General features: G+C 53.0%; 34 protein-coding genes. 33 read left to right on the plus strand and 1 reads right to left on the minus strand.

From position 1 onward, the window contains the following. Position 1 precedes the first annotated feature (1 nt). From E0E41_RS01475 to E0E41_RS01555, 17 genes are all read left to right on the plus strand, one after another. Positions 2–370, plus strand: coding sequence for a hypothetical protein (locus E0E41_RS01475; RefSeq protein ID WP_087378814.1), 369 nt, complete (start codon positions 2–4; stop codon positions 368–370). Continuing rightward, entirely contained in the window at positions 367–1,299 is a 933-nt protein-coding gene (locus tag E0E41_RS01480; protein ID WP_087378816.1) for a ParM/StbA family protein, read from the plus strand. The genes E0E41_RS01475 and E0E41_RS01480 overlap by 4 nt, the downstream gene beginning before the upstream one ends. After that, the gene (locus E0E41_RS18785; RefSeq protein WP_227602958.1) at positions 1,289–1,588 is read left to right on the plus strand and encodes a hypothetical protein; all 300 of its coding nucleotides are present in this window, start codon (positions 1,289–1,291) and stop codon (positions 1,586–1,588) included. Before E0E41_RS01480 ends, E0E41_RS18785 begins: the two co-directional genes overlap by 11 nt. Positions 1,589–1,602: 14 nt before the next feature. Further along, on the plus strand, positions 1,603–2,754 hold the full coding sequence (dcm, locus tag E0E41_RS01490) for a DNA (cytosine-5-)-methyltransferase (protein ID WP_087378818.1): 1,152 nt from the start codon (positions 1,603–1,605) through the stop codon (positions 2,752–2,754). Further along, entirely contained in the window at positions 2,751–3,722 is a 972-nt protein-coding gene (locus E0E41_RS01495; RefSeq protein ID WP_087378820.1) for an amidoligase family protein, read from the plus strand. Before dcm ends, E0E41_RS01495 begins: the two co-directional genes overlap by 4 nt. Next, positions 3,719–3,970, plus strand: a complete 252-nt coding sequence (locus tag E0E41_RS01500; protein ID WP_006574419.1) for a hypothetical protein — start codon at positions 3,719–3,721, stop codon at positions 3,968–3,970. The genes E0E41_RS01495 and E0E41_RS01500 overlap by 4 nt, the downstream gene beginning before the upstream one ends. 7 nt (positions 3,971–3,977) lie before the next feature. Continuing rightward, complete coding sequence (locus tag E0E41_RS01505; protein ID WP_130868443.1) at positions 3,978–4,502, plus strand: gamma-glutamylcyclotransferase family protein; 525 nt, start codon at positions 3,978–3,980, stop codon at positions 4,500–4,502. 15 nt (positions 4,503–4,517) lie between these two features. After that, complete coding sequence (locus E0E41_RS01510; protein ID WP_087378824.1) at positions 4,518–4,922, plus strand: DUF3846 domain-containing protein; 405 nt, start codon at positions 4,518–4,520, stop codon at positions 4,920–4,922. Next, a complete protein-coding gene (metK, locus tag E0E41_RS01515; protein WP_130868444.1) occupies positions 4,912–6,063 on the plus strand; it encodes a methionine adenosyltransferase in 1,152 nt (383 codons plus the stop codon). Before E0E41_RS01510 ends, metK begins: the two co-directional genes overlap by 11 nt. After that, a complete protein-coding gene (locus E0E41_RS01520) occupies positions 6,060–6,803 on the plus strand; it encodes a phosphoadenosine phosphosulfate reductase (RefSeq protein WP_130868445.1) in 744 nt (247 codons plus the stop codon). The genes metK and E0E41_RS01520 overlap by 4 nt, the downstream gene beginning before the upstream one ends. A gap of 8 nt (positions 6,804–6,811) precedes the next feature. Then, positions 6,812–7,447, plus strand: coding sequence for a hypothetical protein (locus tag E0E41_RS01525; protein ID WP_130868446.1), 636 nt, complete (start codon positions 6,812–6,814; stop codon positions 7,445–7,447). After that, positions 7,444–8,223, plus strand: coding sequence for a DUF7768 domain-containing protein (locus E0E41_RS01530; protein WP_130868447.1), 780 nt, complete (start codon positions 7,444–7,446; stop codon positions 8,221–8,223). Before E0E41_RS01525 ends, E0E41_RS01530 begins: the two co-directional genes overlap by 4 nt. After that, positions 8,220–8,813, plus strand: coding sequence for a hypothetical protein (locus E0E41_RS01535; RefSeq protein WP_130868448.1), 594 nt, complete (start codon positions 8,220–8,222; stop codon positions 8,811–8,813). Before E0E41_RS01530 ends, E0E41_RS01535 begins: the two co-directional genes overlap by 4 nt. Next, positions 8,803–9,546, plus strand: coding sequence for a DNA-methyltransferase (locus tag E0E41_RS01540; protein ID WP_207303184.1), 744 nt, complete (start codon positions 8,803–8,805; stop codon positions 9,544–9,546). The genes E0E41_RS01535 and E0E41_RS01540 overlap by 11 nt, the downstream gene beginning before the upstream one ends. Before the next feature lie 428 nt (positions 9,547–9,974). Further along, the gene (locus tag E0E41_RS01545; protein ID WP_087378833.1) at positions 9,975–10,292 is read left to right on the plus strand and encodes a plasmid mobilization protein; all 318 of its coding nucleotides are present in this window, start codon (positions 9,975–9,977) and stop codon (positions 10,290–10,292) included. Next, positions 10,292–11,698, plus strand: coding sequence for a relaxase/mobilization nuclease domain-containing protein (locus E0E41_RS01550; RefSeq protein ID WP_118642371.1), 1,407 nt, complete (start codon positions 10,292–10,294; stop codon positions 11,696–11,698). Before E0E41_RS01545 ends, E0E41_RS01550 begins: the two co-directional genes overlap by 1 nt. Beyond that, positions 11,679–12,326, plus strand: coding sequence for a DUF3801 domain-containing protein (locus tag E0E41_RS01555; protein ID WP_130868449.1), 648 nt, complete (start codon positions 11,679–11,681; stop codon positions 12,324–12,326). Before E0E41_RS01550 ends, E0E41_RS01555 begins: the two co-directional genes overlap by 20 nt. Before the next feature lie 5 nt (positions 12,327–12,331). Here E0E41_RS01555 and E0E41_RS01560 read toward each other — a convergent pair whose 3' ends face one another. Next, positions 12,332–12,556, minus strand: coding sequence for a helix-turn-helix domain-containing protein (locus E0E41_RS01560; protein ID WP_118642375.1), 225 nt, complete (start codon positions 12,554–12,556; stop codon positions 12,332–12,334). A 114-nt stretch (positions 12,557–12,670) separates the two neighbouring features. Here E0E41_RS01560 and E0E41_RS01565 point away from each other — a divergent pair, with 114 nt between their 5' ends. The 16 genes from E0E41_RS01565 (at position 12,671) to E0E41_RS01640 (ending at position 24,392) form a co-directional block, all read left to right on the plus strand. Then, entirely contained in the window at positions 12,671–13,159 is a 489-nt protein-coding gene (locus E0E41_RS01565; RefSeq protein WP_118642377.1) for an SLOG family protein, read from the plus strand. A gap of 167 nt (positions 13,160–13,326) precedes the next feature. Continuing rightward, positions 13,327–14,163 carry a type IV secretory system conjugative DNA transfer family protein gene (locus tag E0E41_RS01570; protein WP_242623649.1) on the plus strand — a complete coding sequence of 279 codons (837 nt, stop codon included), beginning with the start codon at positions 13,327–13,329 and terminating at the stop codon, positions 14,161–14,163. Between the two features lie 73 nt (positions 14,164–14,236). Then, entirely contained in the window at positions 14,237–16,117 is a 1,881-nt protein-coding gene (locus tag E0E41_RS01575) for a recombinase family protein (protein WP_130868450.1), read from the plus strand. A 26-nt stretch (positions 16,118–16,143) separates the two neighbouring features. Further along, positions 16,144–16,497: a TnpV protein gene (locus tag E0E41_RS01580; RefSeq protein WP_130868451.1), complete on the plus strand. Its 354-nt coding sequence runs from the start codon at positions 16,144–16,146 to the stop codon at positions 16,495–16,497. A gap of 122 nt (positions 16,498–16,619) precedes the next feature. Continuing rightward, positions 16,620–16,790, plus strand: coding sequence for a helix-turn-helix domain-containing protein (locus E0E41_RS01585; RefSeq protein WP_130868452.1), 171 nt, complete (start codon positions 16,620–16,622; stop codon positions 16,788–16,790). A 15-nt stretch (positions 16,791–16,805) separates the two neighbouring features. Further along, positions 16,806–17,474 (plus strand): response regulator transcription factor, encoded by a 669-nt coding sequence (locus E0E41_RS01590; RefSeq protein ID WP_130868453.1) that lies wholly within the window; start codon positions 16,806–16,808, stop codon positions 17,472–17,474. Then, entirely contained in the window at positions 17,471–18,547 is a 1,077-nt protein-coding gene (locus E0E41_RS01595; protein WP_130868454.1) for a HAMP domain-containing sensor histidine kinase, read from the plus strand. The genes E0E41_RS01590 and E0E41_RS01595 overlap by 4 nt, the downstream gene beginning before the upstream one ends. 172 nt (positions 18,548–18,719) lie before the next feature. Continuing rightward, positions 18,720–18,872 carry a hypothetical protein gene (locus E0E41_RS18425; RefSeq protein WP_165450484.1) on the plus strand — a complete coding sequence of 51 codons (153 nt, stop codon included), beginning with the start codon at positions 18,720–18,722 and terminating at the stop codon, positions 18,870–18,872. Beyond that, on the plus strand, positions 18,869–19,717 hold the full coding sequence (locus E0E41_RS01600; protein WP_130868455.1) for an ABC transporter ATP-binding protein: 849 nt from the start codon (positions 18,869–18,871) through the stop codon (positions 19,715–19,717). The genes E0E41_RS18425 and E0E41_RS01600 overlap by 4 nt, the downstream gene beginning before the upstream one ends. Further along, complete coding sequence (locus tag E0E41_RS01605; RefSeq protein ID WP_130868456.1) at positions 19,717–20,709, plus strand: ABC transporter permease; 993 nt, start codon at positions 19,717–19,719, stop codon at positions 20,707–20,709. Before E0E41_RS01600 ends, E0E41_RS01605 begins: the two co-directional genes overlap by 1 nt. Positions 20,710–20,712: 3 nt before the next feature. Next, on the plus strand, positions 20,713–21,723 hold the full coding sequence (locus E0E41_RS01610; protein WP_130868457.1) for an ABC transporter permease: 1,011 nt from the start codon (positions 20,713–20,715) through the stop codon (positions 21,721–21,723). Between the two features lie 455 nt (positions 21,724–22,178). After that, the gene (locus E0E41_RS01620) at positions 22,179–22,592 is read left to right on the plus strand and encodes an RNA polymerase sigma factor (protein WP_130868458.1); all 414 of its coding nucleotides are present in this window, start codon (positions 22,179–22,181) and stop codon (positions 22,590–22,592) included. Positions 22,593–22,695: 103 nt separating this feature from the next. Further along, positions 22,696–23,148, plus strand: coding sequence for an RNA polymerase subunit sigma-24 (locus E0E41_RS01625; protein WP_130868459.1), 453 nt, complete (start codon positions 22,696–22,698; stop codon positions 23,146–23,148). Between the two features lie 10 nt (positions 23,149–23,158). Next, positions 23,159–23,620 carry an RNA polymerase sigma factor gene (locus tag E0E41_RS01630; RefSeq protein ID WP_130868460.1) on the plus strand — a complete coding sequence of 154 codons (462 nt, stop codon included), beginning with the start codon at positions 23,159–23,161 and terminating at the stop codon, positions 23,618–23,620. After that, positions 23,617–24,156, plus strand: a complete 540-nt coding sequence (locus tag E0E41_RS01635) for an RNA polymerase sigma factor (protein WP_130868461.1) — start codon at positions 23,617–23,619, stop codon at positions 24,154–24,156. The genes E0E41_RS01630 and E0E41_RS01635 overlap by 4 nt, the downstream gene beginning before the upstream one ends. Beyond that, on the plus strand, positions 24,096–24,392 hold the full coding sequence (locus E0E41_RS01640; protein ID WP_130868462.1) for a DUF3847 domain-containing protein: 297 nt from the start codon (positions 24,096–24,098) through the stop codon (positions 24,390–24,392). The genes E0E41_RS01635 and E0E41_RS01640 overlap by 61 nt, the downstream gene beginning before the upstream one ends. The last annotated feature ends 83 nt before the right edge of the window (positions 24,393–24,475 follow it).

Genomic DNA, 24,475 nt, shown 5'->3' on the forward strand with positions numbered 1-24,475 from the left:
GATGGACGCAAAGACATTCTATGAGCAGATCGCCCCAGAACTGGACCCAGGGGGCTTCAAGCTGTACTTCACAGCCCAAAGGCTGACAGGCTTTGAGCTATATAAGCAGTTCCCTTATGAGGACTCCCGCGGGATGTTTGAAATGATGAACGGTCATCAGCTCATGCGCTATCTGCTGGCGGATCAGTTCCATGCCATCCGCTGGGAGATCGTACCTGGAACCTGCTACGAACGGGCCGTCCTTCTCCCTATCGACCGCACCACACCGGCATATCGGGCATTTGAGCAAAAGCTGTACACAGCGATACTGCAAAACTACCATCTAAATCCTCAGAAACAACATGATCGGAAGGAGCACGATACCAGATGAATGATGTAATTGTGATCGGCGTGGATCATGGCTATGCAGCCATGAAAACTGTCCACTTTTCCTTTCCCACCGGGTTAGTGGAGTACGAACATGAGCCGTACACCCAGAAAGATGTGCTGGAATACGGCGGCAGATACTATGTGGTGGGCAGCGGTCGCCAGCCCCTTCAGAGAGACAAGACTCAGACAGAGGACTACTATCTGCTTACCCTGGCAGCCATCGCCAAGGAGCTGGAGCACCGGGGTGCAGAGCACACCGCCAGCATCCACCTGGCGGCGGGCCTGCCCCTGACCAGCTTTGGTCGGGACAAGAAGTCCTTCCGTTCGTACCTGTACCGGGATGGGAGCACCATTCCTTTTCGCTATGAGGGGCAGGACTATACCATCACCATCCAAGAGGTGTCCCTGTTTCCCCAGGGCTATGCTGCCGTCCTGACCCAGACGGAGCTGCTGGACGAACCGTCCGTCATTGTGGCAGACATAGGCGGCTGGACGGTGGATCTGATGCGGCTGGACAACCGCATCCCCAACGCTGCCTCCTGCCGGAGTCTGGAACTGGGCATGATCCGCTGTGTCGATGAAATCAGCGAACAGGTGCGCCGGTTGTTCGGACTGTCCATGACGACCGCTCAGATCGAAAGCGCCCTGCGGGGCAGCTCCGGCGGGATGGACGAGCGGATCAGAGCGGTCATCCATGCCCAGGCGGACAAGTACGCCCGAAACCTGCTCTCGGCAGTCACAGAGAGCGGCTTGGACATCCGAGCCATGCCCGCCATTTTCCTGGGCGGCGGAGCGGCGCTCTTAAAGCGCCACCTTTCGGCCACAGACGGCCTGTGCCGCCCGCTTATCCTGGATGACGTATCCCTGAACGCTAAAGGATATGAGCGCCTTGTGGGGCAGATGTCGCGGGGTGTCGGCAATGGCAGGTAAGCGGCGGCTCAACCTTTCTTTTTCTCTGACATCACCCCAACAGCGTGATGCATGGCACATTCTTAGCTCCATCCCTGCCGGGCAGCGGACAGACGCTGTGTGTCGGATGGTGTGTAAAGCCCATGAACAGGATGCCCTCCTGTCTGCCATCCGTGGGCTGATTCGGGAAGAGTTGCGCAATTTGGATCTGACAACAGAAAAAAGCCAGCAGGCACAGGCCGGGGACATGGATGAGAATGTCCTCGGCTTTCTTCTTGCCCTGCAGCAGGAAGGAGACGAGATCACCTGATACGCTATTTTGATATGTTCGCCGGGATCGGCGGATTCCGAGCCGGACTGGATCGGGCCGGAGGTTTCCAGTGCGTGGGCCACTGTGAGATCGACAAATATGCTGACGCCAGTTACCGTGCCATCCATGATATTCGAAGGGAGGAGCGATACTATCCAGATGCAAGAAAAATCGACCCCAACGACCTGCCCGACTTCGACCTCCTGTGCGGGGGATTCCCCTGCCAGGCATTTTCAAACGCTGGCCGAAGAAAGGGATTTGAAGATGCCAGAGGCACTCTCTTCTTTGAGATTGCCCGCCTGGCTCAAGCCAGACGACCTGCGTATCTTCTGCTTGAGAACGTTCCAGGACTGCTTACGCATGACCAGGGCCGGACGTTTTCTGCCATCCTCGCCACGCTTAATGACCTGGGGTACCGCGTGGAATGGATGGTGCTTAACAGCGCGGATTTCCGTGTCCCCCAGGTCCGAAAGCGGGTGTTCATTGTCGGATATCTTGATCCCCGATGCGCCGGAAAAATACTTCCTGTCTTCGGAACAGACGGGAAAGCTCTTATACAAGTCCTCGGAGGCCCACAGGGCTCAAGAGTCTATGACCCCGGAGGGGCCGCCTGCACACAGACTGCCGGAGGCGGAGGAAAAGGAGTAAAGACCGGACTGTATCTGATGGAGCCTACCGCGGCACAGTCTTGTTTTGTGGATCTGTGTATCGGCAGGCCGACACCGACTGAAAATGCCAGGTGTCTGACTGCCAGATATAGTCAAACGACACTCTGTAACCACCGTGGCGAACGCTCTGGGGTCCTGCTGATCAAAGAAGCGACTAAACGCGGCTATAAGGAGGCGATGGTGGGCGATACCGTTGACCTGGGATATGCGGGCAGCAATACACGCCGCGGGCGTGTAGGACGGGATATCGCACACACGCTGGAAACCAGCTGCATCCAAGGTATCGTGGAGCGTGGCGGACGTATCCGCCGCCTGATGCCCCGTGAAAGCCTTCGGCTCCAGGGATTTGCTGAAGAACAGATCGACAAGATCCTGGCTATCACCTCAGATGCCCAGGCCTACAAGCAGGCCGGAAACAGCGTCACCGTTACTGTGATCGAGGCCATTGGCCGCCGCATCCGGGCAGTGGATGAGGAACTGAGAGGACCGGCAGCATGAGTGAAATAGGGCTGAAAGATCAGTGCTTCGGCGTGGAAGTGGAGCTGACCGGCATCACCCGAGAGCAGGCCGCCCAAGCCTTAGCGGATTATTTTGGTACAGAGTCTCGCCAGGGGGATGACTACTACGACAGCTGGTATGTGCGGGATGAGGCAGGAAAAGAATGGCGGCTGATGAGTGACAGCAGCATCCGCGGCGAACACAAAGTGGGAGCCAGATACAACTCCACCTCAGATCCAAGGTATCGTGTAGAAATGGTCACACCCAAACTGACCTATGCGGAATTACCCAAATTCCAGGAATGCGTCCGCCGTGTCCGCACCGCAGGAGGAAAAGTCAATTCCTCCTGCGGTATCCACATCCATGTGGATGCTGCAAACCACAACCGGCAGTCGCTAAAAAATCTCATCGGGATCATGTATTCCAAAGAGGATATTTTGTTCAAGGCATTGCAGGTCAATGAGTCTCGGGCCTCCAGGTGGTGTCAGAAGGTACGGGAACCCATGCTGCAAAAGGCACGCAAGCTTTCATCCGAAGAAACCAAAAACCTGACACAGCTGGAAGCCATCTGGTACGAGGGGGACAACGGCAGTACAGAGCACTACAACTGGACGCGGTACTATGCGCTCAATCTCCATTCTGTGTTTTACCGAGGAACCGTGGAATTTCGCTGTTTTAACTCCACTCTCCATGCGGGCCGGGCTGCCGCTTATGTGAATCTGTGCCTTGCCATATCGGCCCAAGCCATCGCCCAGCGCAGCACCGTCATGCGCAAAACGCAAAGTGACAACGAACTGTTTACCTTCCGGGTGTGGTTGGTACGCCTTGGGTTGAATGGACCGGAGTTCAAGCACACGCGGGATCATCTTCTGGCCAACTTGGACGGGGATCGGGCATGGCGCTATGACAAGGACAGTTACGATGTCAATAAGAAAAAGAAAAACCGAAGCAGTGAGGTGGCACGATGAAAATACGCATTGAAGATACCGTGTACGAGGGTACCGGGACAGAAATCATGGACCAGCTTCGGAAAGCTGCCTTTGATCCTACGGAGTTTCCGGACACGGAGAGCTATATCTGGCAGCTTCGCAGCAATTTCATCCGCATGACGGATCAGGACTGCATTCTGCCGGATCGCGGTGTGGAGGCGCAGGCGCAGACCATGATCATGGCGCTGGCGAAGATCGGCGCGCTGGAGGTGTTGAACCATAGCTGAAGATAAATTGTATTTCGCCTACGGCAGCAACATCAACCTGGTTCAGATGGCCTACCGCTGTCCCGCGGCCCAGGTGGTGGGGCCGGTCGTGCTGGAGGGATATGAACTGCTGTTTCGCGGCAACGCAAGCGGAAATGGCGTTGCCACCATCAAGCCCAAGGAAGGGCAGCAGGTACATGGCCTACTTTGGCGGATCACACCGGGCTGTGAGCGGTCTCTCGATCTCTATGAGGGATATCCCCACCTATACGAAAAAGAGTCTGTTGCTGTGCGGGATAATGCAGGGCGGCAGCTGACCGTCATGGCCTACGTGATGACAGATGGGGATCGGTGGCGCTCTCCCGCCCTGCCCTCGGAATATTATTACCAGGGCATTCGGGATGGCTACCGCCAGAACGGACTGCCACTGTCCAAATTAAAACAGGCATGGGAGTATTGTGCTAAGGAATTGGATCAAGCGAGCAGTAAACTCAACCGTATCTGCGGCGGGCAGGCCAAATTGCCCAAGAAGCAACGTGGGAAAGAGCGATAGGGGGAATGATCGCACATGAAAGTATTAGTGGTAGAACCGCAAAAGCCCTGCCGTGTGCAGGAGATTGAAAGCCTCGCGGATATGCAGCAGCTCGTAGGAGGAGATATTGAAGCTGTGTATCCGTTCCAAGAGCTGGTGGCCGTGGTGTGCAATTCTGAGGGAAAGCTCCTTGGTCTGCCGATGAATCGTCCGCTGTTGGATAAGGACTATCTGCCCTATGACATCATCCGCGGCACCTTCTTCATCGCTGGACTTGGCCAGGAGGACTTTATTTCCCTGACGGATGAGCAGATTCAGCGATACAAGTCCCTGTACGACAACATGCAGATCCTTCCTGTGCGAACGGCAGCCGGAGAACAGGGACGGATCGTTGGCGACCAACACATAAAAAAGAAAGGGAAAATCGACCATGAGAGATAAATACATTTTGACCGCAGAGTCTGTTACCGAGGGCCACCCTGACAAGCTCTGCGACACCATCGCGGATTCTGTTCTGGATGCCTGTCTCAAGGGTGACTCCTCCGCCCATGTGGCCTGCGAAGTACTGGCCACAGCTGGCAAAGTGCTGGTGGCCGGAGAAATCTCGGCAAAGGTCATGCCGGATATCCCCTCCATTGTCTGCCGGACCATCCGGGAAGCTGGGTACACTGAGCTGGACTATGAGATCGAGGTCATCACCCACGACCAGAGCGACGATATTGCTTACGCTGTGCGGGAAGGAGTCCAGACCGGGGCTGGCGACCAGGGGATCATGTATGGCTTTGCCTGTGATGAGACAGAATCCTATCTTCCTCTGCCGGTCATCCTGGCCCACCGGCTCACCCGGCTGCTGACCAACGCCAGAAAAACCGGGATGATCCAGGGCCTGCGTCCGGACGGCAAGGCGCAGGTGTCTGTGGAGTACAACTTCGATATCCCCGTGCGTCTTGCATCGGTGGTTCTGTCCTGCCAGCATGACCCGGAGAAAGACCTGGACCAGCTGCAGGCGGAACTCATGGACCATGTGATCCAGCCCGCACTGCGGGAGCTGCCGCCCGATGCGGATACAGAGATCCTGATCAATCCATCGGGGCGGTTTGTCTACGGCGGATTTGAGGCGGATACCGGCCTCACGGGCCGCAAGCTGATGGTGGATACCTATGGCGGACTGGCCCCTCACGGCGGCGGCGCGCTGTCTGGAAAAGACGCCACCAAAGTGGATCGCAGCGGAGCCTACATGGCCCGCTATATTGCTAAGAACATTGTATCTGCCGGTCTGGCGGATCGCTGTACCGTCACTCTGGCCTATGCCATTGGCAAGGCTGAACCCGTGGCGGCCAATGTGGACACCGATGGGACCGGCGAATACCGGGATGAGGTGCTGGAACAGGCCGTCCGGGCAGTCTTTGACTTGACCCCCGCCGGGATGCGTCACACCCTCGGACTGGACAAGCCCATCTTCGCTCAGTTCTGCAACTATGGACACTTTACCCATCCAGACGCGCCCTGGGAGCAGACGGAGAAAGCGGAGGTACTGTGCAACGCCTGTCGCATCAAGGAAGCAGGTGTGTCGGACCGTTGAAACATGTCGCCTCCTGTTCCTTTGGTAAGGACAGTCTTGCCACCATATTACTGGCTCTGGAACATGGGGAGCCCCTGGATGAGGCAGTATATTGTGAGGTCATGTTCGACAAGGAGATCTCCGGCGAGGTGCCGGAACACCGAGATTTTATCTACACCACCGCCATTCCGGCTTTAGAACGCAGGGGTGTGAAGGTAACCGTCCTGCGCAGTGAGAAAACGTATGTGGATCTCTTCACAGGCAAAATCACCCGCGGTCCCAAGAAGGGCCTTCTGCGTTCTTTTCCCATCTGCGGACGGTGTGCTGTTCAGAGAGACTGCAAGCTGAAGCCGATCCTGCGATACCAAAAATCGCTGCCGCCCGACACAGTTCAGTATATTGGGATCGCCAAGGACGAGCAGGAACGGCTGCTTCGATTGGCCGGGAACCGGGTCTCCTTACTGGACAAGTACAACTGCACAGAGGAAGATGCAAAGCAGCTCTGCCAGCGGGCAGGGCTGCTTTCGCCTGTCTACACATTTACAACCCGCGGGGGCTGTTGGTTCTGCCCTAACGCCAAAAGAAAAGAACTGCGCCATCTCTATAACTACCACCCAAACCTGTGGGAACGGATGTTGGAGCTACAGGCCTTACCCAACAAGGTGAGCGAGAAATTCAATCGCAGCAAGACCTTCTCTGACATTGATGCGGAGTTCCGTCTGGAAGATGCGCAGGAGAGTCTGTTCCAAAATGCTGCATAAAAAAGGAGATGAGAACAACGAGCAATCAGAAATATGAGATCACGGAGATCTCGCACGAAAAGTATCCCTTTCTTCATCGTATCCGGGCACTCCGGGATGTGAGTGCGGAGGTCAGGGCCGGTGATTTAGGTGGCTTCGTGGAGAGCGAGAGCAACCTTTCCTTTGAGCCGGACGATACCGCATGGATTTTTGACGATGCCATTGCCTGCAATGACGCCTATGTTGACAAGGGGGCTGTTCTGCGCGGAGAGGCGGTCGTCTGCGACAACGCTTATATCTCTATGGGCGCTGTCCTTTCCGGTCATACGCGGGCAGAGGACAATGCCTATATACGCGGCGCTGTGCTCAGCGCCTCTGCAAGGGCCTCCGGTTTTTCCATGATCCTCAATGACAAAGATACCATGGGTGTTCCCATTCTGTCCGGCCACTGCGCGGTCTATGGCAAAGTATCCGGGGATGTGCGTCTGACAGGCAGCGCATTGGTGATCAGCGGTGAGGAGATCCGCAACGATACACTGGACACCCTGGTGATCAGCGGGAAAAACCGTTCTGTGATCCGGGATTCGTCCCGAGACGAACTGGCTCCTCAACAGCCAGTTCCTTCTCCCCCAAAGAAACAGAAAGGCTGTGAGATAAGCAGATGAGCAACTTTTTTGAGCAGGAACTCCGCAAACTGTTTGCGGACGGGTCTGTGATCCATGATCCGGTCTTTGTAGGCCGCGCCTGCCTGGGTGGCTTGGACAGAAATCGTCAGGTGAGGGCTGAATTTGTTACACTGGGCCATGCGGATCATTATGCGGCTCTCCGCCTGACGCTGCTGGACAGCAATCAGGGTGTGGTGGACAAGCTGACTCTTCGGTTCAAGGATGTATGGGGAAAACAGAAGATCCCCAACAACCCCTACCTGCGGGATGGCGTTGATCCGCATATTTGGGTAGATGGTGACCGGATCGATTGGTATGCCTACCATCCCTCCCTGGAGGACTACCGGCAGCTCCGGCAAATGGCCAGCGACTATGTGGAGACTTTTCGCATTCAAGTCCCGGCAAAAGACCACGGACCCAAATTGGTGTACATCTGCGCGCCCCTCCGAGGTGAGGTAGAGAAAAACATTGAGTTCGCCAGACAGAAAGCCCAGGAAGTCTTTCAGGCGGGCGACATCCCAGTCTGCCCCCATCTCATGTTCCCGCCCATCGCAGATCCGGGCAATCCGGTGCAGGATCAGGCCGCACGGGAGATGGGCCTTCGGCTGGTAGAAAAGTGTCAGCAGGTCAATGTCTATGGACCGGTCACGGAAGGGATGTGGGCGGAGATCCATCGCGCCAATAAACTGGATATCCCAGTGGTAACCGATTTGAAAACGAAGGGACGCACTTCGCCCAGAAGAAAGAAAAGCGCCAAGCGCGAGGAGGTCAAATGATCCGAGAAAAGACCACGGAGGACTTGCGGCACATGACCGATGAGGAGGGGCTGATCCTCCAGGGCTGCGGCGGCGACCTTCAGGAATGGGTGGACGGAATCAATGATCTGCTCACCCAGGAAGGAATCCTGCTGAATGGCACCAAATTTGAACATGTGGCCACATTTCAGCACAACGGCCTCACAAACCTGCTGTTCTCTTTTGAGGGGGTACAGCTGAATGTGGGAAAGCTCGCGATGTGGCGGATTCAGACGCACAGCCAGTTTGGCAGCACTTGGCTGTCCGACTATGTGTCCAATCGGCTGGGTGGTTTCCTGGATCAGCCGAACCAGCAGGAGCGAGCAAAACCGTACTGTTCGCTGATTGAGCAAGACGGTAACATCTTCAACCTGATGGGGGCAGCGTCCAGAACGCTCCGGAAGCATGGCATGGGTGACCAAGCCAAAGAGATGTGCGACCGCATCACCGGAGGGAATTGCCACACTTACCATGAGGCGCTGTGTATCATCAGCGAATATGTGGAGACGGATCTGCCCGCGCTCCAAAATCAATCCAAAGGAAAGAAGGAGAAACATGCCTATGAGCGATAACATCACTGCGATTCATCCCAGCTGGGAGATCATCCACGGCGACGCACTGAAGGTCCTGCGCGAGTTTGCCCCTAATACCTTCGATGCGGTCATCACCGATCCCCCCTATGCCTCCGGGGGCCGGACCCAGGCGGAGAAAAACAAGTCCACCGACAAGAAATATTCCAGCATGGGGGAAAGCGCACCCCCTCCCTTTGACGGCGACTCCAAGGATCAGCGATCCTGGACCCGCTGGGCCGCCGAATGGCTCTATGATGCCCGCAAGGTCTGTAAACCCGGTGCCCCTGTGTGCATGTTTATCGACTGGCGGCAGCTCCCCGCGGCCACCGATGCGCTCCAGTGGGCGGGGTGGATCTGGCGCGGCACAGCTGTCTGGGACAAAGGCAACAGCCGTCCCCAGAAGGGCCGCTTCCGCCAGCAGGCTGAGTACATTGTCTGGGGGTCCAACGGGGATATGCCCATCAGCAGGCCTGTCCCCTGTCTGCCCGGCGTATTCAAGTACGGCAATCCCCAGAACCGTATCCACCTGACGGAAAAACCCCTGCAGCTCATGCGGGACGTGGTGAAGATCACCGAGCCGGGCGGGCATATTCTGGACCCCTTTGCCGGTTCCGGCAGCACGGTGCTGGCCGCCGTGCTGGAGGGCTACTCCGCCACCGGCATCGAGGTTACGGATTCCTACGCCGCCCTGTCCAAGGAACGGATCGCATGGGAACTGGCCCAGGGTGCGTGACGGCGTACTGTCTGCCGATTGTCCTTGATGAGTTTTCTGGTAGTATATTGTAGTTTGGGCAGGGTGTCATATAAGACACCCTGCCCGGATTTTTTGACATTCAGGGTGCTAACATAGACACCCTTGTGTGGAGATGATCATGCCAGAGGAATATTGAGCATTCCAGCCCACAATAAGTGTCGCCGCTCTGGTCCAGAGCGGTGATTTTTCTTTTTCGAGGAGTTGGCAGGCTCTGCCTGCCCGAATCATAATCCACCTACCGCATGAGAAAAGGCCCCGCTTCGGCGGGGCCGCACCAACGCCGCCAGGGGCGGCGTTGGGCAAGCATAGCGCAAATGTACATTTTGCGCGCTTGCAGGGGAAACCCCTGACCCCAATGCCGCCTGCAGGCGGAAGGTTTGCGGCAGAGCCGCAGAAAGGAGGCACGCTTGGGGCTCCCAAAAGAAAAACACCATCTGCACATCGAGCTGACGGCGGAGCAGTATCAGCAGCTCTGCCGTCAGGCCAAACTCTGCGGACTATGCAAACGGGCTTATATCGTCCGGCTCATCGATGGGACTCCGATCCGGGCCAGACCCTCCCAGGAAATCAAGGACCTCCGCACGGAGATCCATCACATCGGCAATAACATCAACCAGATTGCCCGCAGTGTCAATGCCGGTATCGCCACGGCAGAGGATGCCAGGCGTGGACTGTTCCTGCTAGATAAAGTCTATGAGTTGATGTACCAGGTGGCCAATCCGTAATGGCTGTCACCAAGATCCTGGCTCGAAAAGGTCGGTTGGATATCGGGATCGACTACATCCTCAACGGCGATAAGACGGAGCAGAAGATCCTCACAGCCCATCAGGGCTGTGAACCAGGCCGGGAGTGCCGTCAGATGCTGGAGACCAAACGGGACACCGAAAACATGGGGGGCGTCCAGTACTACCATATTGTCCAGTCCTTCAAGCCCGGCGAAATCTCTCCCGAGCTGGCTCTGGAAATTGCCAAGACTTTCGCTGCGGAGCATCTGAACGGTTACGAGGCGGTAATTGCCACCCATGTGGATCGAGGGCATATCCACTCGCACATTGTGTTCAACTCCGTAAATGCGGACACCGGCGAGAAATATCATAGCAATGCCAGAAGCTATTACTGCCAGATCCGGGCCATCTCAGACCGGCTGTGCCGGGAGCACGGCCTCTCCGTGATCCTCTCTGGAGAGTCCTCCAAATCCATGAGCTATCTGGAGTGGCTGCGTCAATCCAAGGGTCAACCTACCTTTCGCTCCATGCTGGAGGCAGATCTCCGGGAGTCCATTGAGGACGCCAATGACCTGGGACACTTCTTCCTGCTCATGGAGCACAAGGGCTACGAGATCCGCCACGGAAACCGTCTGGGATTCCGTCTGCGGGGGCAGGAGCGGTTTCAGTATCCAGGCAGAAAAAATGCCGCATTCACAGAGGACGGTATCCGTGCCGCCATCCTGGGCAATTTGGAGGAAATCGAGACAGGTCAACGGGCCGCTTTTGCGGACAGACCCATGTTTCGTCCCTACCGCAGACACCCCAAATACACGGGCTTTTTGGCCCTGTACGTTCATTATCTCTACCTGCTGGGAAAAATCGAACAGCGACAGTATCCCCCCAGGATGACGCCGCACCTGCGGCAGGAAGTCATGAAGTTTGAGCAGTACCGAACACAGTTCGCTTTCCTGCGAGAGAACAACATTTCCACCACTGACGAAATGACCGCCTATCAAAGCCGCACAGAGGAAACTCTGGCCAATCTGATGAAGCAGCGCACCATCCTCAATGTGCGCAAAAAGAAGCGGCAGGCGCTGTACGACGCCCTGGCGGATGTGGAGGCCCTGGCACCGGCCAAGGCACTCTATGAGAATGGGCTGTCCGGCATGGAAGATGAGTTTGCCCGCTACATGCAAGCCGTACGCCTATTGGAACAGTGCGGCATCCCTCCAGAGCATCTGACAAAAGAAAAAACAGAGGTGTATAACCAACTTGCCGATCTGAACCGGCAGATCCGCGCAGAACGCAAAAAGCTGGCTCTGTGTCGGGAGATCCAGACGGCAAGTAAGCAGATGGAAGAAGATATCCGCAAAACCGAAACAAGAGGAAAAGAGGTGGAACACGATGAACATCGGAGGCGGTGAGGCTGCCGACCAAATGGTTCGCATGATGTTGACCGGCACAGAAGTGACGGTTCGGCTGGGTGCATCCGCTCTCAAAAATCTACTGGCCATCACGCTGGCTTTGGCAAAGCATCACAAGACCCTGTCCGGGAAGGTCAACATGGGAAAAATGCTCCGGGAGACACGGGATATCCGAATGTTCCCCATGTCGCCGGAACAGTATCAGGCATTCAAGCAGAGGGCAGTCAAACAGAAGATCCTATTTTCTGTCATCCGGGATTCGGATGGTCGCGGCAAGGTGGTAGATGTGGCCATGCCAGTCACAGAGCTGGAGCGCGCCAATCTCATTTTTGAGCGCATCCGATACCTTCCGCAGGATCGCCAGAGTACACCAGCCAAGGAGCAATCCCCCATGCGGGATTCAGTGATCCGGGAGGAAAAAACGCCAAAAAAAGAGTCTCGGTCGGAGTTCGACTTGGCCGGTATCAGCGGCAGCTCCAGTATCTCCAAGAGCGAAATCAGTACGGAGACGACCCATAAGCGCCCCTCTGTTCTGGCACAGCTAAAGGGGTACCAGGAGCAGCTGAATCGGCAGCACAAAGCGGCTCCGGCCAGAAGTAAACAAAAAGGACACCCCAAACAGAGATAATGCCCCTACTGTTGGGGAGTATGTTCACACTCACAATCAATTACAAACAAGTCATTTGGTGTGCATTTTAGCAATAAACACAGGGTTTCAATTCGCTCCAATTTAATAGATTGAGTTTCATTGTTCACCATGCGGTTGAAATTCTGATAGCTCATTCCAAGTTGCTTATAGAGCCAATATTTTGTCCTGCCCTGTTTCTCCAGCAATTCCAACACATTCAGTTTCACCATATCTCATGCTCCTATTATCTAATGCTATAGTTAGATAATATGGAATTGCTCACTCGAAGGTATAGACTATTACATTAGATAATGTTATAGTCTACGCCGAAGGAGGAGTGGTTTATGCATGAGCAAGAACTACGGCAGCACCGTTGCTGCTTTACGGGACACAGACCAGAAAAGCTGAACATCTCAGAAGAACAGTTATGTGTACGATTAGGACTGGAAATCGACCGAGCGATAGAAGATGGGTTTACTACCTTTATTTCAGGTATGGCAAAGGGGGTAGATATTTGCGCGGCAGAGCTGGTTCTTAAACGCAGAGTATCAGATGACCGACTGAAGCTGATCTGCGCACTTCCGTATGAAAATTTTGGGCTTCATTGGAGTGCGTCTTGGACTAGTCGTTATGTGGAGGTGATACGGCAGGCAGATCTGGTGCGCTGTATTAGTCAGGAGTTCTCCTATTCCGCATACCAGCGCCGCAATGAATGGATGGTAGATCACTCCGGACGGGTGATCGCGGTCTATACGGGTGAGAGCGGCGGAACCAGAAATACCATCGCTTACGCCAAACAACAGCACATTCCGTGTGTTATCATCACACCATAAATAGGGGGACTCAGCAGACGAATCCATCCGCTGAGTCCCCTGTGTTTTTCTTGGAGGTGAATTTCCTGAAACAAAGCTCCAGGGCCGGGGACATTGTCCTGGCCCTGTTTTTCTATGTTCCGGTGGTCTGGGGTGCATTGCTCATTGCCCAATCCTTGGGGCGTGGATTGCCGGAACTTCTTACCAACCTGGCAACGGCGCTCCAGCACCCGCTGGATATCCATTGGACAGACAAAAGCCTGCTGTCCATCCTGATCTGCACCAGCCTCTATATCATGGGCCTATGTATCTACGCCTCGGAACAGCGGCGCACTCGGGACGGCGAGGAGCACGGCTCCGCCACCTGGGGCTCTCCACGGCAGGTCAACGCCATGTTCCGCCAAAAAGAGAACAAGATCCTGACCCGCCATGTCCGCTTGGGCCTGGACACCCACAAACACCGCCGCTCCCTCAACGTCCTGGTTATTGGCGGCAGCGGCGCGGCCAAGACCCGCAGCTATGTGAAACCAAACATTCTGGAGGCCAACACCAATTATGTCATTACTGACCCGAAAATGGAGGTGCTCACTGCGACCGGAGGGTGGCTGAAAAGCAAAGGATATGACATCCGGGTGCTCAACCTGGTCAACCTGGAGGAGTCGGACGGATACAACCCATTCCGCTATCTGAGAGACGAAAAAGATGTCCTCAAGCTGGTCAATAACCTCATTCAAGCTACCACACCAAAGGGCAGCCATGAATCTGATCCGTTTTGGACCAAAGCCGAGACGGCGCTCCTTCAGGCCATCATCCTCATGCTGTTCCAGGAGGCCCCGGAGTATGAGCAGAACTTCTCCATGGTCATGCGGGTGCTGGAATACGCGGAGGTTCGAGAGGAGGATGACGAGTATCTCTCCCCCCTGGATTTACTGTTTCAGGCCATAGAACGGGAGAACCCGGAAAGCGTGGCTCTGCGGCAGTACAAAGTATTCAAGCAGAGCGCGGGAGATGTATGCTCTAAGTGACTTCTTAATCATGTTTTTTGTCATGGTTAGTGAAGCAGTCACTTAGAGCATTTTCATTTCAGGAGGTACAGCCATGAGAAACGAGAAAATCACCCCACTGTATGAGCGTTTGAGCCGCGATGATGAGTTACAGGGCGAGAGTAACTCCATAAGCCATCAAAAGCAGATGTTAGAGGAGTTTGCCCGCCGGAATGGGCTACCGAACCCCACTCACTTTACCGATGACGGCGTATCGGGAACCCGCTTTGACCGTCCCGGCTTTCTGGCGATGATGGAGGAAGTCGAGGCCGGACGGGTGGAGGCCATCGTCATAAAGGACATGAGCCGCCTGGGGCGCGATTATCTGAAAGTCGGACAGGTCATGGAGATTTTGCGGCAGCGCGGTGTCCGTCTGATCGCCATCAACGACGGCGTGGACAGTCTGAAAGGCGACGACGATTTTACCCCATTCCGCAACATCATGAACGAGTTTTACGCCCGCGACACCAGCCGGAAAATCCGCTCCGTGTTCAAGTCCAAGGGCATGAGCGGCAAGCACCTGACCGGCACTGTCATTTACGGCTATTTGTGGGACGAAAAACGGGAACACTGGCTTGTTGACGAAGAAGCCGCCGAAGTGGTACGCCGCATCTTTTCCCTGACGATGGAGGGCTACGGCCCCTACCAAATTTCCAAGCTGCTGTCCGAGGCAAAGGTTGAAATCCCCGCTGTCCATCTGGCACGCTTTCACGAAGGCGTAAACAGGTCAAAGCCGGTCAAAGACCCCTACGGCTGGGGATCATCCACCATTGTGAACATCCTGAAAAAGCGGGAATACCTGGGCCACACCATCAATTTCAAGACCCGCAAGCACTTCAAGGACAAGAAAAGCCATTATGTTGACGAAAGCGAGTGGACGATTTTCGAGAATACCCATGAGGCCATCATCAACCAGGAAACCTTTGACAATGTGCAGCGCATCCGGGCGAACGTCCGGCGCTACCCGGACGGCTGGGGCGAGGCCCATCCCCTGACCGGCCTGATGTACTGTGCCGACTGCGGCGGCAAGATGTATGTCCATCGCGTCAATAACGGCAAGCGTGACCCACAGTTTACTTGCAGCCAGTACAGCAAGTACCCTATCGGCTCCCTTTGCCCCACACAGCACCGCATCCGGGCCGAGGCTGTCCTGACCCTGATAACCGATATGCTCCGGGCCATCGCGGAGTATTCCAGGAATGACCGGGCTGAGTTTATCCGCACCGTCCAGGAAACGCAGGCCGCCCAACAGACCGCCGACATATCCAAAAAGCGGAAACGGCTGGCCGCCGCCCAAAAGCGGGCCGGGGAACTGGAACGGCTGATCTGCAAAATCTATGAGGACAACGCCCTGGGTAAGCTGCCGGACGCCCGGTATGAGGCGCTGGACGCTCAGTACGCCAAAGAGCAGGACGCCCTCAATGCGGAAATCGCGGAACTGGAAAAGGCCGTTATCGGCTATGAGCAGGGCCGGAAATCTGCGGAGAAGTTTATCGCTCTGATTGATAAGTACGAGAATTTCGACACGCTGACAAACACCATGCTCAACGAGTTTGTAGAGAAAATCCTTGTCCATGAGCGCGCCCGGAAAGGCAGCCAAGACACCACGCAGGAGGTTGAAATCTACTTCAACTTTGTGGGCCGGTATATCCCGCCCGCCTTGCAGCCGGTTCCCCTGACCCCGGAGGAACAGGAAGAACTGCGGAAGAAGGAGGAACGCAAGGACAGACTTCACCAGAACTACTTACGCCGCAAGGCAAATGGCAAGCAGAAGGAATGGGAAGAACGCTACAATGCCAGGCGCAAGGCCCAAGTTGAGGCGGCAAAGGCCGCGATCCGGGCCGAGGACATGGAAAAAGGCATTTTTACCACCGTCAGCCAGTTACCCAGGCAGGAGCCGCGCAAGGCCACTGTATCGGCCAGCGCCGCAGTTTAACCGTCACAGTGTAAAGGAGGACGAACATGAACGAATTGACTTACACCCGCTGCGGGGATTACTACATCCCCGACCTGAAACTTTCCGAGCAGCCGGAGGCCTCCATCGGCAAGTATGGCCATATGCGGCAACGCTACCTGAAGGAACACCGGCCTGGCCTTTACAGCAGTTTGATTTTGAGCGAAAAGCTGTACCCGCACCTATTGGAGATTGACCGGGCGGCGCGTGAACGGATGGACGCCATGCTGCCCCGAATGATGGAGGCGGCGGGCGTCACCGAAGAACTGAAAGCCCGTGACCCTATGCGCTGGGTGGGGCTGATGAACACGCTGAAAGCACAGGTAGAGGAAATTGTGCTGACAGAGCTGATTTATCAATAGCCCTTTTACGAGCGGAGGCTGCAATTTGCGGCCTCTGTTTGTTTTACGCTTTCGACATCTCTCACGCCTTGTATTCTTCGAGATAATGAAATATAATGATAGATGTTGTCGGAGGTGCAAGCATGGACTACATGACACTTAAAGAAGTAAGCGAAAAATGGGGCATTTCGTCCCGTCAAGTCAACTATTACTGCGTCGATGGGCGTATTCCCGGCGCTGTGAAAATGGCCGGTGTCTGGCTGATCCCCAAGGAGGCAGAAAAGCCAATAGATCGGCGTTATAAGCAAACATAAAAGGGGGTCAGTTTTATGGCAAATATTCTAATTGTCGAAGATGAAAAGAATATGCAGGATATTATTGCTGAATATATGCAGCGTGGCGGTCACACCTGTTTCACGGCTGATGACGGCATAGACGCTTTGATGATATTAAAAAATAATCCAATGGATTTGATGATACTGGATATTATGATGCCAAACTTTGACGGCTTCTCGGTCTGTAAGGTAGCAAGAGAAATGAGCAATCTTCCCATTATTATGCTGACCGCCAAAGGGAGCGAAGAAGATAAACTAAAAGGCTATGATTTGGGCGCGGATGATTATATGACAAAACCATTCAGCCCTAAAGTGCTGTTAGCGAAAGCAAATGCCTTGTTACGGCGTTCTTCTGTTCTTCCGGCTGATGCAATAAACGCTGGGAAAATTTCTGTTATCCCAGCCTCTCACAAGGTATTTGTCAATGGAAAGGAAATTGTACTTACCCACAAGGAATATGAACTTCTCCACTTTTTCATGGCGAACCCCGGACAAATTTTCAGCCGCGAACAACTGCTTAATCGAATTTGGGGGTACGATTTTGAGGGAACAACCCGGACAGTAGACACGCATATTAAAACCTTACGTCAGAAGTTAGGTGATGAAGGCAAACATATAGTAACACTGATCCGTTCAGGTTATAAGTTTGAGGTGACGCCATGAACGTAAAAGATAACTTCACATTAAGAACTGTCCGCAAAAAAATCATAATGGTGTCCAAAATTGCAGGGCTGCTCTTGATTGTTTCTTATATCGTGGCAACACGGCTACCTATTGAACAGGATTTTTCTTTTCTTCTCTGGCTTTGTTTTGTTACATTGCTGGTTCTGGTGGTTGACTATTTGATGGGGCGTTTTATTTCAAAGCCGATTGATAAATTAAGCCGGGCAGCTCGAAAGATGGCGCAGCTTGATTTTTCTTCTTCTTGTGAAATCCAAACAAATGATGAATTTGGTGATCTATCGAAAAATCTTAATAAGATGTCCCAAAATTTGCAGCAGACACTTTCACAATTACACGCTGCAAATAATCAGCTTGAAAAAGATGTAGAACACGAAAGGCTCTTATTAGCGGAGAGAAAAGAACTGGTAGACAGTCTTTCCCATGAAATGAAAACCCCATTAGGCGTGATCCGCGCCTATGCCGAGGGCTTGCAAGACGAGCCAGATGAAGAAAAAAGAAAAAGGTATTTGGGCATCATTGTATCTGAAACAGAGCGCATGAGTAACCTCATTACAACGCTTCTTGATTTGTCTGCTCTGGAAAACGGAGCCACCCAGCTTTTCCCGGAACGATTTGACTTTGTTGAGTTTGTGGAAACTGTTGCCGGACGGTTATTGATTGATGCCCCGGATGTGGACTTTGATTTGCAATATGAATTGCCGGAACACCCCGTCTATGTTGAAACCGATAAGCGCCGAATGGAACAGGTGTTGGACAATTTGCTCGTCAATGCAAAGCGAAATACGCAATCAGGTGGTGTTTTGAAACTGCGTCTGAAAGAACATGACGATATGCTCGATTTTTCTATCTTTAATCAGGGGCCGCCGATCCCACCAGAGGATTTGCCCAAAATATGGACAAAATTCTACCGTAGCAAGAACTCCAAATATAGCGGTTCGGGTTTAGGGCTTGCTATTGTCGCACAGGTTTTATCAATGCAACATCTTCCCTATGGTGCAGAAAACCAGCCCGGAGGCGTAAGGTTTTACTTTACAGTCCCCATTGCAAAATAAATATTTTTTCTTGCTGGAAAGCTCTGATTTCAAACAGGAAATTAGGGCTTTCCTTTTTTGCTTTTCAAAGTATTTCACACCGATTTCACACCAACCTCACACCAACTTCAACGCATTTTTATAGTTTTACCTCAATAAGAGGGGCGACCCTCAAAACAAGGAGGTAACAAGTATGTTCTTAGGTTTGGAGTGGTATTGGTGGTTAGTTCTTCTGGCGGCGCTGCTGATCTCTATCCCGTTCAAAGTTAAGTTTATGAAATGGTGGAGTAAGCGTCAACAGGAAAAGAAAAAAGAGCAGCATGGAAAATGGGGGGATGACGAATGATTGAAGTTAGGGACTTGACCTTTTCTTACGGGAAAGGCAAACAGATATTGCATGGTCTGAACTTTTCCGTAAAGGATGGAGAAATCTTCGGCTTTTTAGGGCCGAATGGCTCCGGCAAGTCCACGACACAAAAAATACTGACCGGCATTTTGAAAAACCACGGCGGCGCGGTTTCGTTATTCGGCCAAGACATCCGAAATGTGCAGACACAAGAATTTTTCCAGAAAATAGGCGTTCTGTTTGAATTTCCATACCTTTATACAAATTTGAGCGCACTTGACAATCTGCATTACTTTGCTTCTTTCTATCCGGCAGAGCATACGCGCAATGCGGAAGAACTGCTGGACGAACTGGAATTTAAGAAAGACTTCCTGAAAAAGCCGGTATCGTCTTACTCAAAAGGGATGCGCCAGCGCGTCAGCATGGCAAGGGCGCTTATCAGTAATCCCAAACTTTTGTTTTTGGATGAACCTACAAGCGGTCTTGACCCTGCTGGAGCAGTCCTCTTTCGTAAAATCATTGAAAAGGAACGACAAAAAGGTACAACGGTTTTTCTCACCACGCATAATATGCTGGATGCCGATTTGCTTTGTGATCGGGTAGCCTTTATCTCCAATGGAAATATTGTTGCGATTGACACCCCAAGGAATTTGAAAGAGCGAAACAGCAACCACCGTATTGTCATCGACTATTTGTATCAGGGCAATCGTGAGGAAAAAGTCATAGAAGCAACAGAATTAAAAGCCGGTATTCCGTTTGTATATGATGAATTGATTAGTATTCATTCACAGGAGCCTACTTTGGAGGATGTGTTTATCCAATATACCGGGAGGGGGCTGACTTGATGTGGAGAGGATTTTATCATTTACTGAAAAAAGACTTCAAATTGATGCTTTCCAGTAAGTTTTTTCTGTTAGCCCTTATCTCGCTGATTTTATATTCCTGCTATATTAACTTTGTGTATGTGAATTTAGATCAGGAGATGTATCCGGTTTATCTCTATGATCCGCAAGGCAAGGTGTCTGTCAACTCGCAATACCTAACGAGGGTAGATAGCCGTGAGGCTTTGGAAACAGCCTGTGCGGACCAGTATTCTGTCGGTTTTGATTTTTCAGATGTTGAGCCGGAATTGTATATGATTTCTTGCGGGCTGGAAACCACCGATCACTACCGTATCATTTGGGGTGAAGCTGTCCTGCAAGGAAACACGGACGGTCAGGCTGATATGATTGGCACCAACGATAAGGAAATGAAAAATCGTCGGGAAATTACCGCTGAATTTCTGTTTTTTGAATTGTCCGCAGTTGGTTTTTTGGGACTGGCTTCCATGCTATTTAAGGAAAAGCAAATGGGTGTGATACGGGTGCATGGAATACTTCCTGTCCATCGCCCTATGTTCATTCTATCAAAATTATTGCTACTGTTGCTTTCAGACCTTATTTTTGCGGCTTTACTTACCGTTGTCAATTTGGGAACTTCGTATGCCATTGATGTGCTGCCAAGTGTTTTTCTGCAAGCAAGTATTCTATCGGTTATCATGGCATTAGTAGGCTTTCTTTGCGCCATCCGGCTGCCAGATTTTAAGCAGTTTTCTTTGTTTTATCTTGTCCTTGCGGTTTTTGTGACAACACCCGTTTTTCTGGCCGGACAGACCGGCATTACATGGGATTGGATCGTTTACCATCCTATGTACCATCTGTTTACTGCAATGAAAGCGGCATACTTCTCCGCACCAATGGCAGGAGTGCCGTACTATTTGATTTGCATTGGTACAATCATTCTTCTGTTCCTGCTTTCCTATCATACTTTGAACCGGGAACTGGCAAAGGAGGGATAAAGGATGAAAGGACTAAAGTATCAGTTGAAAAGTATTCGCCGTGATAAAATGTGTCTTTTAACCTTCCTACTTCCCGTCATTGTGGGTATCGCCATCAACCTGCTTTCGGGTGTGAGTTTCCAGACAATGGGCGAAACCACATTCGGAGTGGTGGGAAGCAATATTACTGATGATACAGTTGAATGGCTGCAAAACAATGGCGTTGTTGTATCGTATGAAACACGCGATGAACTGGAAACTGCCGTTAATAATCCGTCCACCCAAATGATAGGAGTTTTGCAAACAGGAAACATGATACAGACTTTTATTGCCGGGGATGAATTGGCGGTAAACAAAGTCATTGCAAATACGCTCCCGCAAGTCTATGAAAATCGGGCAACGCAGCTAACCATTACAAGAACAATCATCCCAGTAGTGACTGATAATGAGGGGTTAAAATCGCTTTTCATTGTAATTACGCTGGTGACAGCAATGTTTATGGGCTGTACTTTCAATGCCATGAATATTATCAGTGAAAAAGAAGATGGTATAGAGTTTATCAATCAGGTGCTTCCTGTGTCAATGACATCCTACATCATTCAGAAAACTCTTTTGGGATTTATCGGGGGGACAGTTTCGACCATAATAACAGCGTTAATCTGTATGAGAATACAAGCAGTACAAGTATTGCCGTTTCTGTTGATTGTTCTGCTCTCGGCCTATATTTCTGCCTTAATAGGGCTATTCATTGGCTATTATGCAAACGGTCTGATGGTAGGAATTGTTTACATCAAAATTGTAATGATCCTATTCCTTGCTCCGCCCATTTTCTTTTATTTGACAGTCCCAAGCGACAGTATTGTTTTCAGGCTTTCGTATTTACTGCCGTCCAGTGTCACTTTCTATGGAGTTATGGACTTGATAAATGGACAGACAAAAGAAATAGGCTCTTATGCTTTGGTTCTACTCGTTCATTCGGTTTTTTGGAGCGTGGTATATAAGCTGATCCGAAAAACAAAGAAAACAAATTTATAAATGGACTGCTGCCGGACGACGGCAAAAGAAAAAAAGCCGTCGTTCAGCAGGTAATCTTCATGCCCTAAATACACCTACGGCGGCTTTGAGAAAATCAAGGCCGCCGTTCCTTATGCCCTCAATAAAGGCGTGACGCCCATACGCTGACACGGCGGCTTTAGGAGGGAGCCGCCATGAAGCACACTGACCGCCGACAAATTCAGACGATATTTGCACTATCGTCAAAAAAAGCCCGGCCACCCAACCACCCCCGTCTGGCAGCCGGTGCGAAAATTGTCACAATGTAACTGAATACCGTATTTTTTGCGCTCGAATAGCTTTCTGCTGTCCGGGCGTTTTTTCATACCTGTGGGGCCAGAACATCGGGTCAGCATGGCCCGAACCCTGTCCCCGGTGCCGTTCCCCGCCGCCCCGTTCAGATTTTCCCGCAAAAAATCTGAACGGAGGAAAGGCAGATGGAAGTCACCATCCATTACAACGGACAAGCTGTGGCCGTGGAGGTCACGCTGGAAGTCTATGAATTTCTTGACCGGGCCGACCACAAGACCGAGAACCTGTCCCATGAACAGCGGCGGCACTGGGATGGCCGGGAGTTTGACGAATACATAGTTGCCACCGAGGGCGTGGGTATCTACGGCGAAACGCCGGAGGACTACCTTTGCCGCATGGAAACGCTGGGCGAGCTGATGGCCGTCCTGGACACCTGCACCGAGGCCCAGCGCCGCCGGTTCCTGCTCTATGCCCTGGACGGGCTGACTCTTGCAGAGATCGGGACGGTGTGTGGCTGCTCTAAAGTGGCCGTCTATGAAAGCATTGACGCGGTTCGGAAAAAATTTTTGAAATTCTTTGCGAACTACCCTAACGAATGACCCCTTTTCGGGCTACCAAGTGAAAGGGATTGTTTCCCTTATCCCAGCGGGAGGCGGACAGCGGACAAGCTGCCCGCCTCTCCCATTTTCAGGAGGTAAGCCTATGAAAACAATCAATCTGCGGTGGATTTATCCCCACTACCGGCACGACGAGTTTGTGGAGGTCAGCGACGAGGTTTGGGAGGCCATGCAGCAGGCCCAGCGCGAGATGAACAACTATGAGCGCCGGAAGGTCTACCACCGCGCCTGGTACTCTCTGGACGCATATAGCTGGGCGGAGAACTACGCGCTGGAACACGGCAGGTCGCCGGAGGAAATCCTTTTGGAGCGTGAGGAACGGGCCGCCCGCCTGCGGCTGGTTGCCGCCTTGCCGGAGGCCCTGGCCCATGCCACCCCCACCCAGGCCCGCCGCGTCCGGGCCTACTACATCGCCGGTATCAACCAGCCGAAAATTGCCCGGATGGAGGGCGTACACAGCAGCAAGATCAGTGTTGCCATCCGGCGGGGCCTGCGGAATATGCGCCGCTGCTATGACGGCCTTTTCCCGTCAGAGTGAGGGCGGGCCTATGCAGACGATCAACCTCAAACAGTATTATCCGTTCTGCACCGAGGACACCTTTGTAGAGGTGTCGGATGAAATTGTCGAGGCGTTTCTGCTGGACAAGCGGGCCGAGGCCGCCAGGGAGCGGAAGATGTACCGCTACAAGGCCCATTACTCCCTTGACTGTGACGACGGGATTGAGAAGGCTGCCATCGGTTGGGCGCAGCCTTCGCCGGAGGATTACCTGATGGAAAAGGAGGCGCAGGCCGAATATGCCGAACTGATCCGGCGGCTCTATGAGGCCATTTCCTCTTTGCCCCCAACGCAGGCCCGGCGCGTCCATGCCCGGTATATGCTGGGGATGAAAGTGAAGGACATTGCCGCGATGGAAGGTATTACCCCATCCCAGGCGGGGAAGTCCATCCATGCGGCGCTCCGGCGGCTGCGCCGGTACTTCATACGCCGGAAATGGACAAGCGGCCTATGAAAACCATCAACCTGAAAAAATACTACTACCCGATTTGTAAGAAAGACACCTTTGTGGAAGTGCCGGACGAGGTGGCAGACGCCATTGTGGAGGAAAGCCGCGCAGAGGATGCCAATGACGCCAAACAGCACTATCACTGCTACTCTCTGGACGCATCCCCCGGCATGGAAAACCATTTCCCGGAGCAGGCCGTTTCCCCGGAGGATATTCTGATGGAGAAGGAAACGGAACGGGAACAGGAGGCCGCCCGCGCCCTGATGATGGAACGGCTCCGGGAGGCCCTTGCCACCCTGACGCCCCGGCAGGCAAGCTGCCTGCACGCCCGGTTTTGGGAGGGCAAGCAGTTTAAGGAGATTGCCGAGGCCGAAGGCTTTACCACATCGGCGGCCATTGTCACGGTTCGCAACGCCATCATCAAGTTGCAGAAATATTATATTAAGCGCGGCTGGATGGAGCCGCCAAAGGAGAAAGCGATATGCACAAAGACAGCACCACCCAAGCGAAACAGAAAAAAGACGAGCGCGAAGAAGTCCTGAAGGAGATCCGGCAGCTTGAGAACCGCCAGAAGATTTTGGAGAACAAGCAGCGGGGCGAGGAACGCAAGGCCCGCACCCGCCGCCTGATTGAGCGCGGGGCCATTTTGGAGGGTATTTTCCCTCTGGCCCTCGACCTTCCCGGCGTAGAGGTCAAGGCGTTCCTGATTGCCCTGTCCCATCTTCCGGGGGCGGCAGAACTGGCCGCAAAACTGCCGAAATCCGGGGACAAGCCGTAAGTCCCTTGTTTACAAGGGCGCACTTATACACCGTTGCCGGTGTCATGCGCCCTGCCGGGGGCTGTTGCGCTCTCCGAGCGCGA

It is taken from the genome of Intestinimonas massiliensis (ex Afouda et al. 2020) (assembly GCF_900626285.1).
Classification (GTDB): Bacteria; Bacillota; Clostridia; order Oscillospirales; family Oscillospiraceae; genus Flavonifractor; species Flavonifractor massiliensis_A.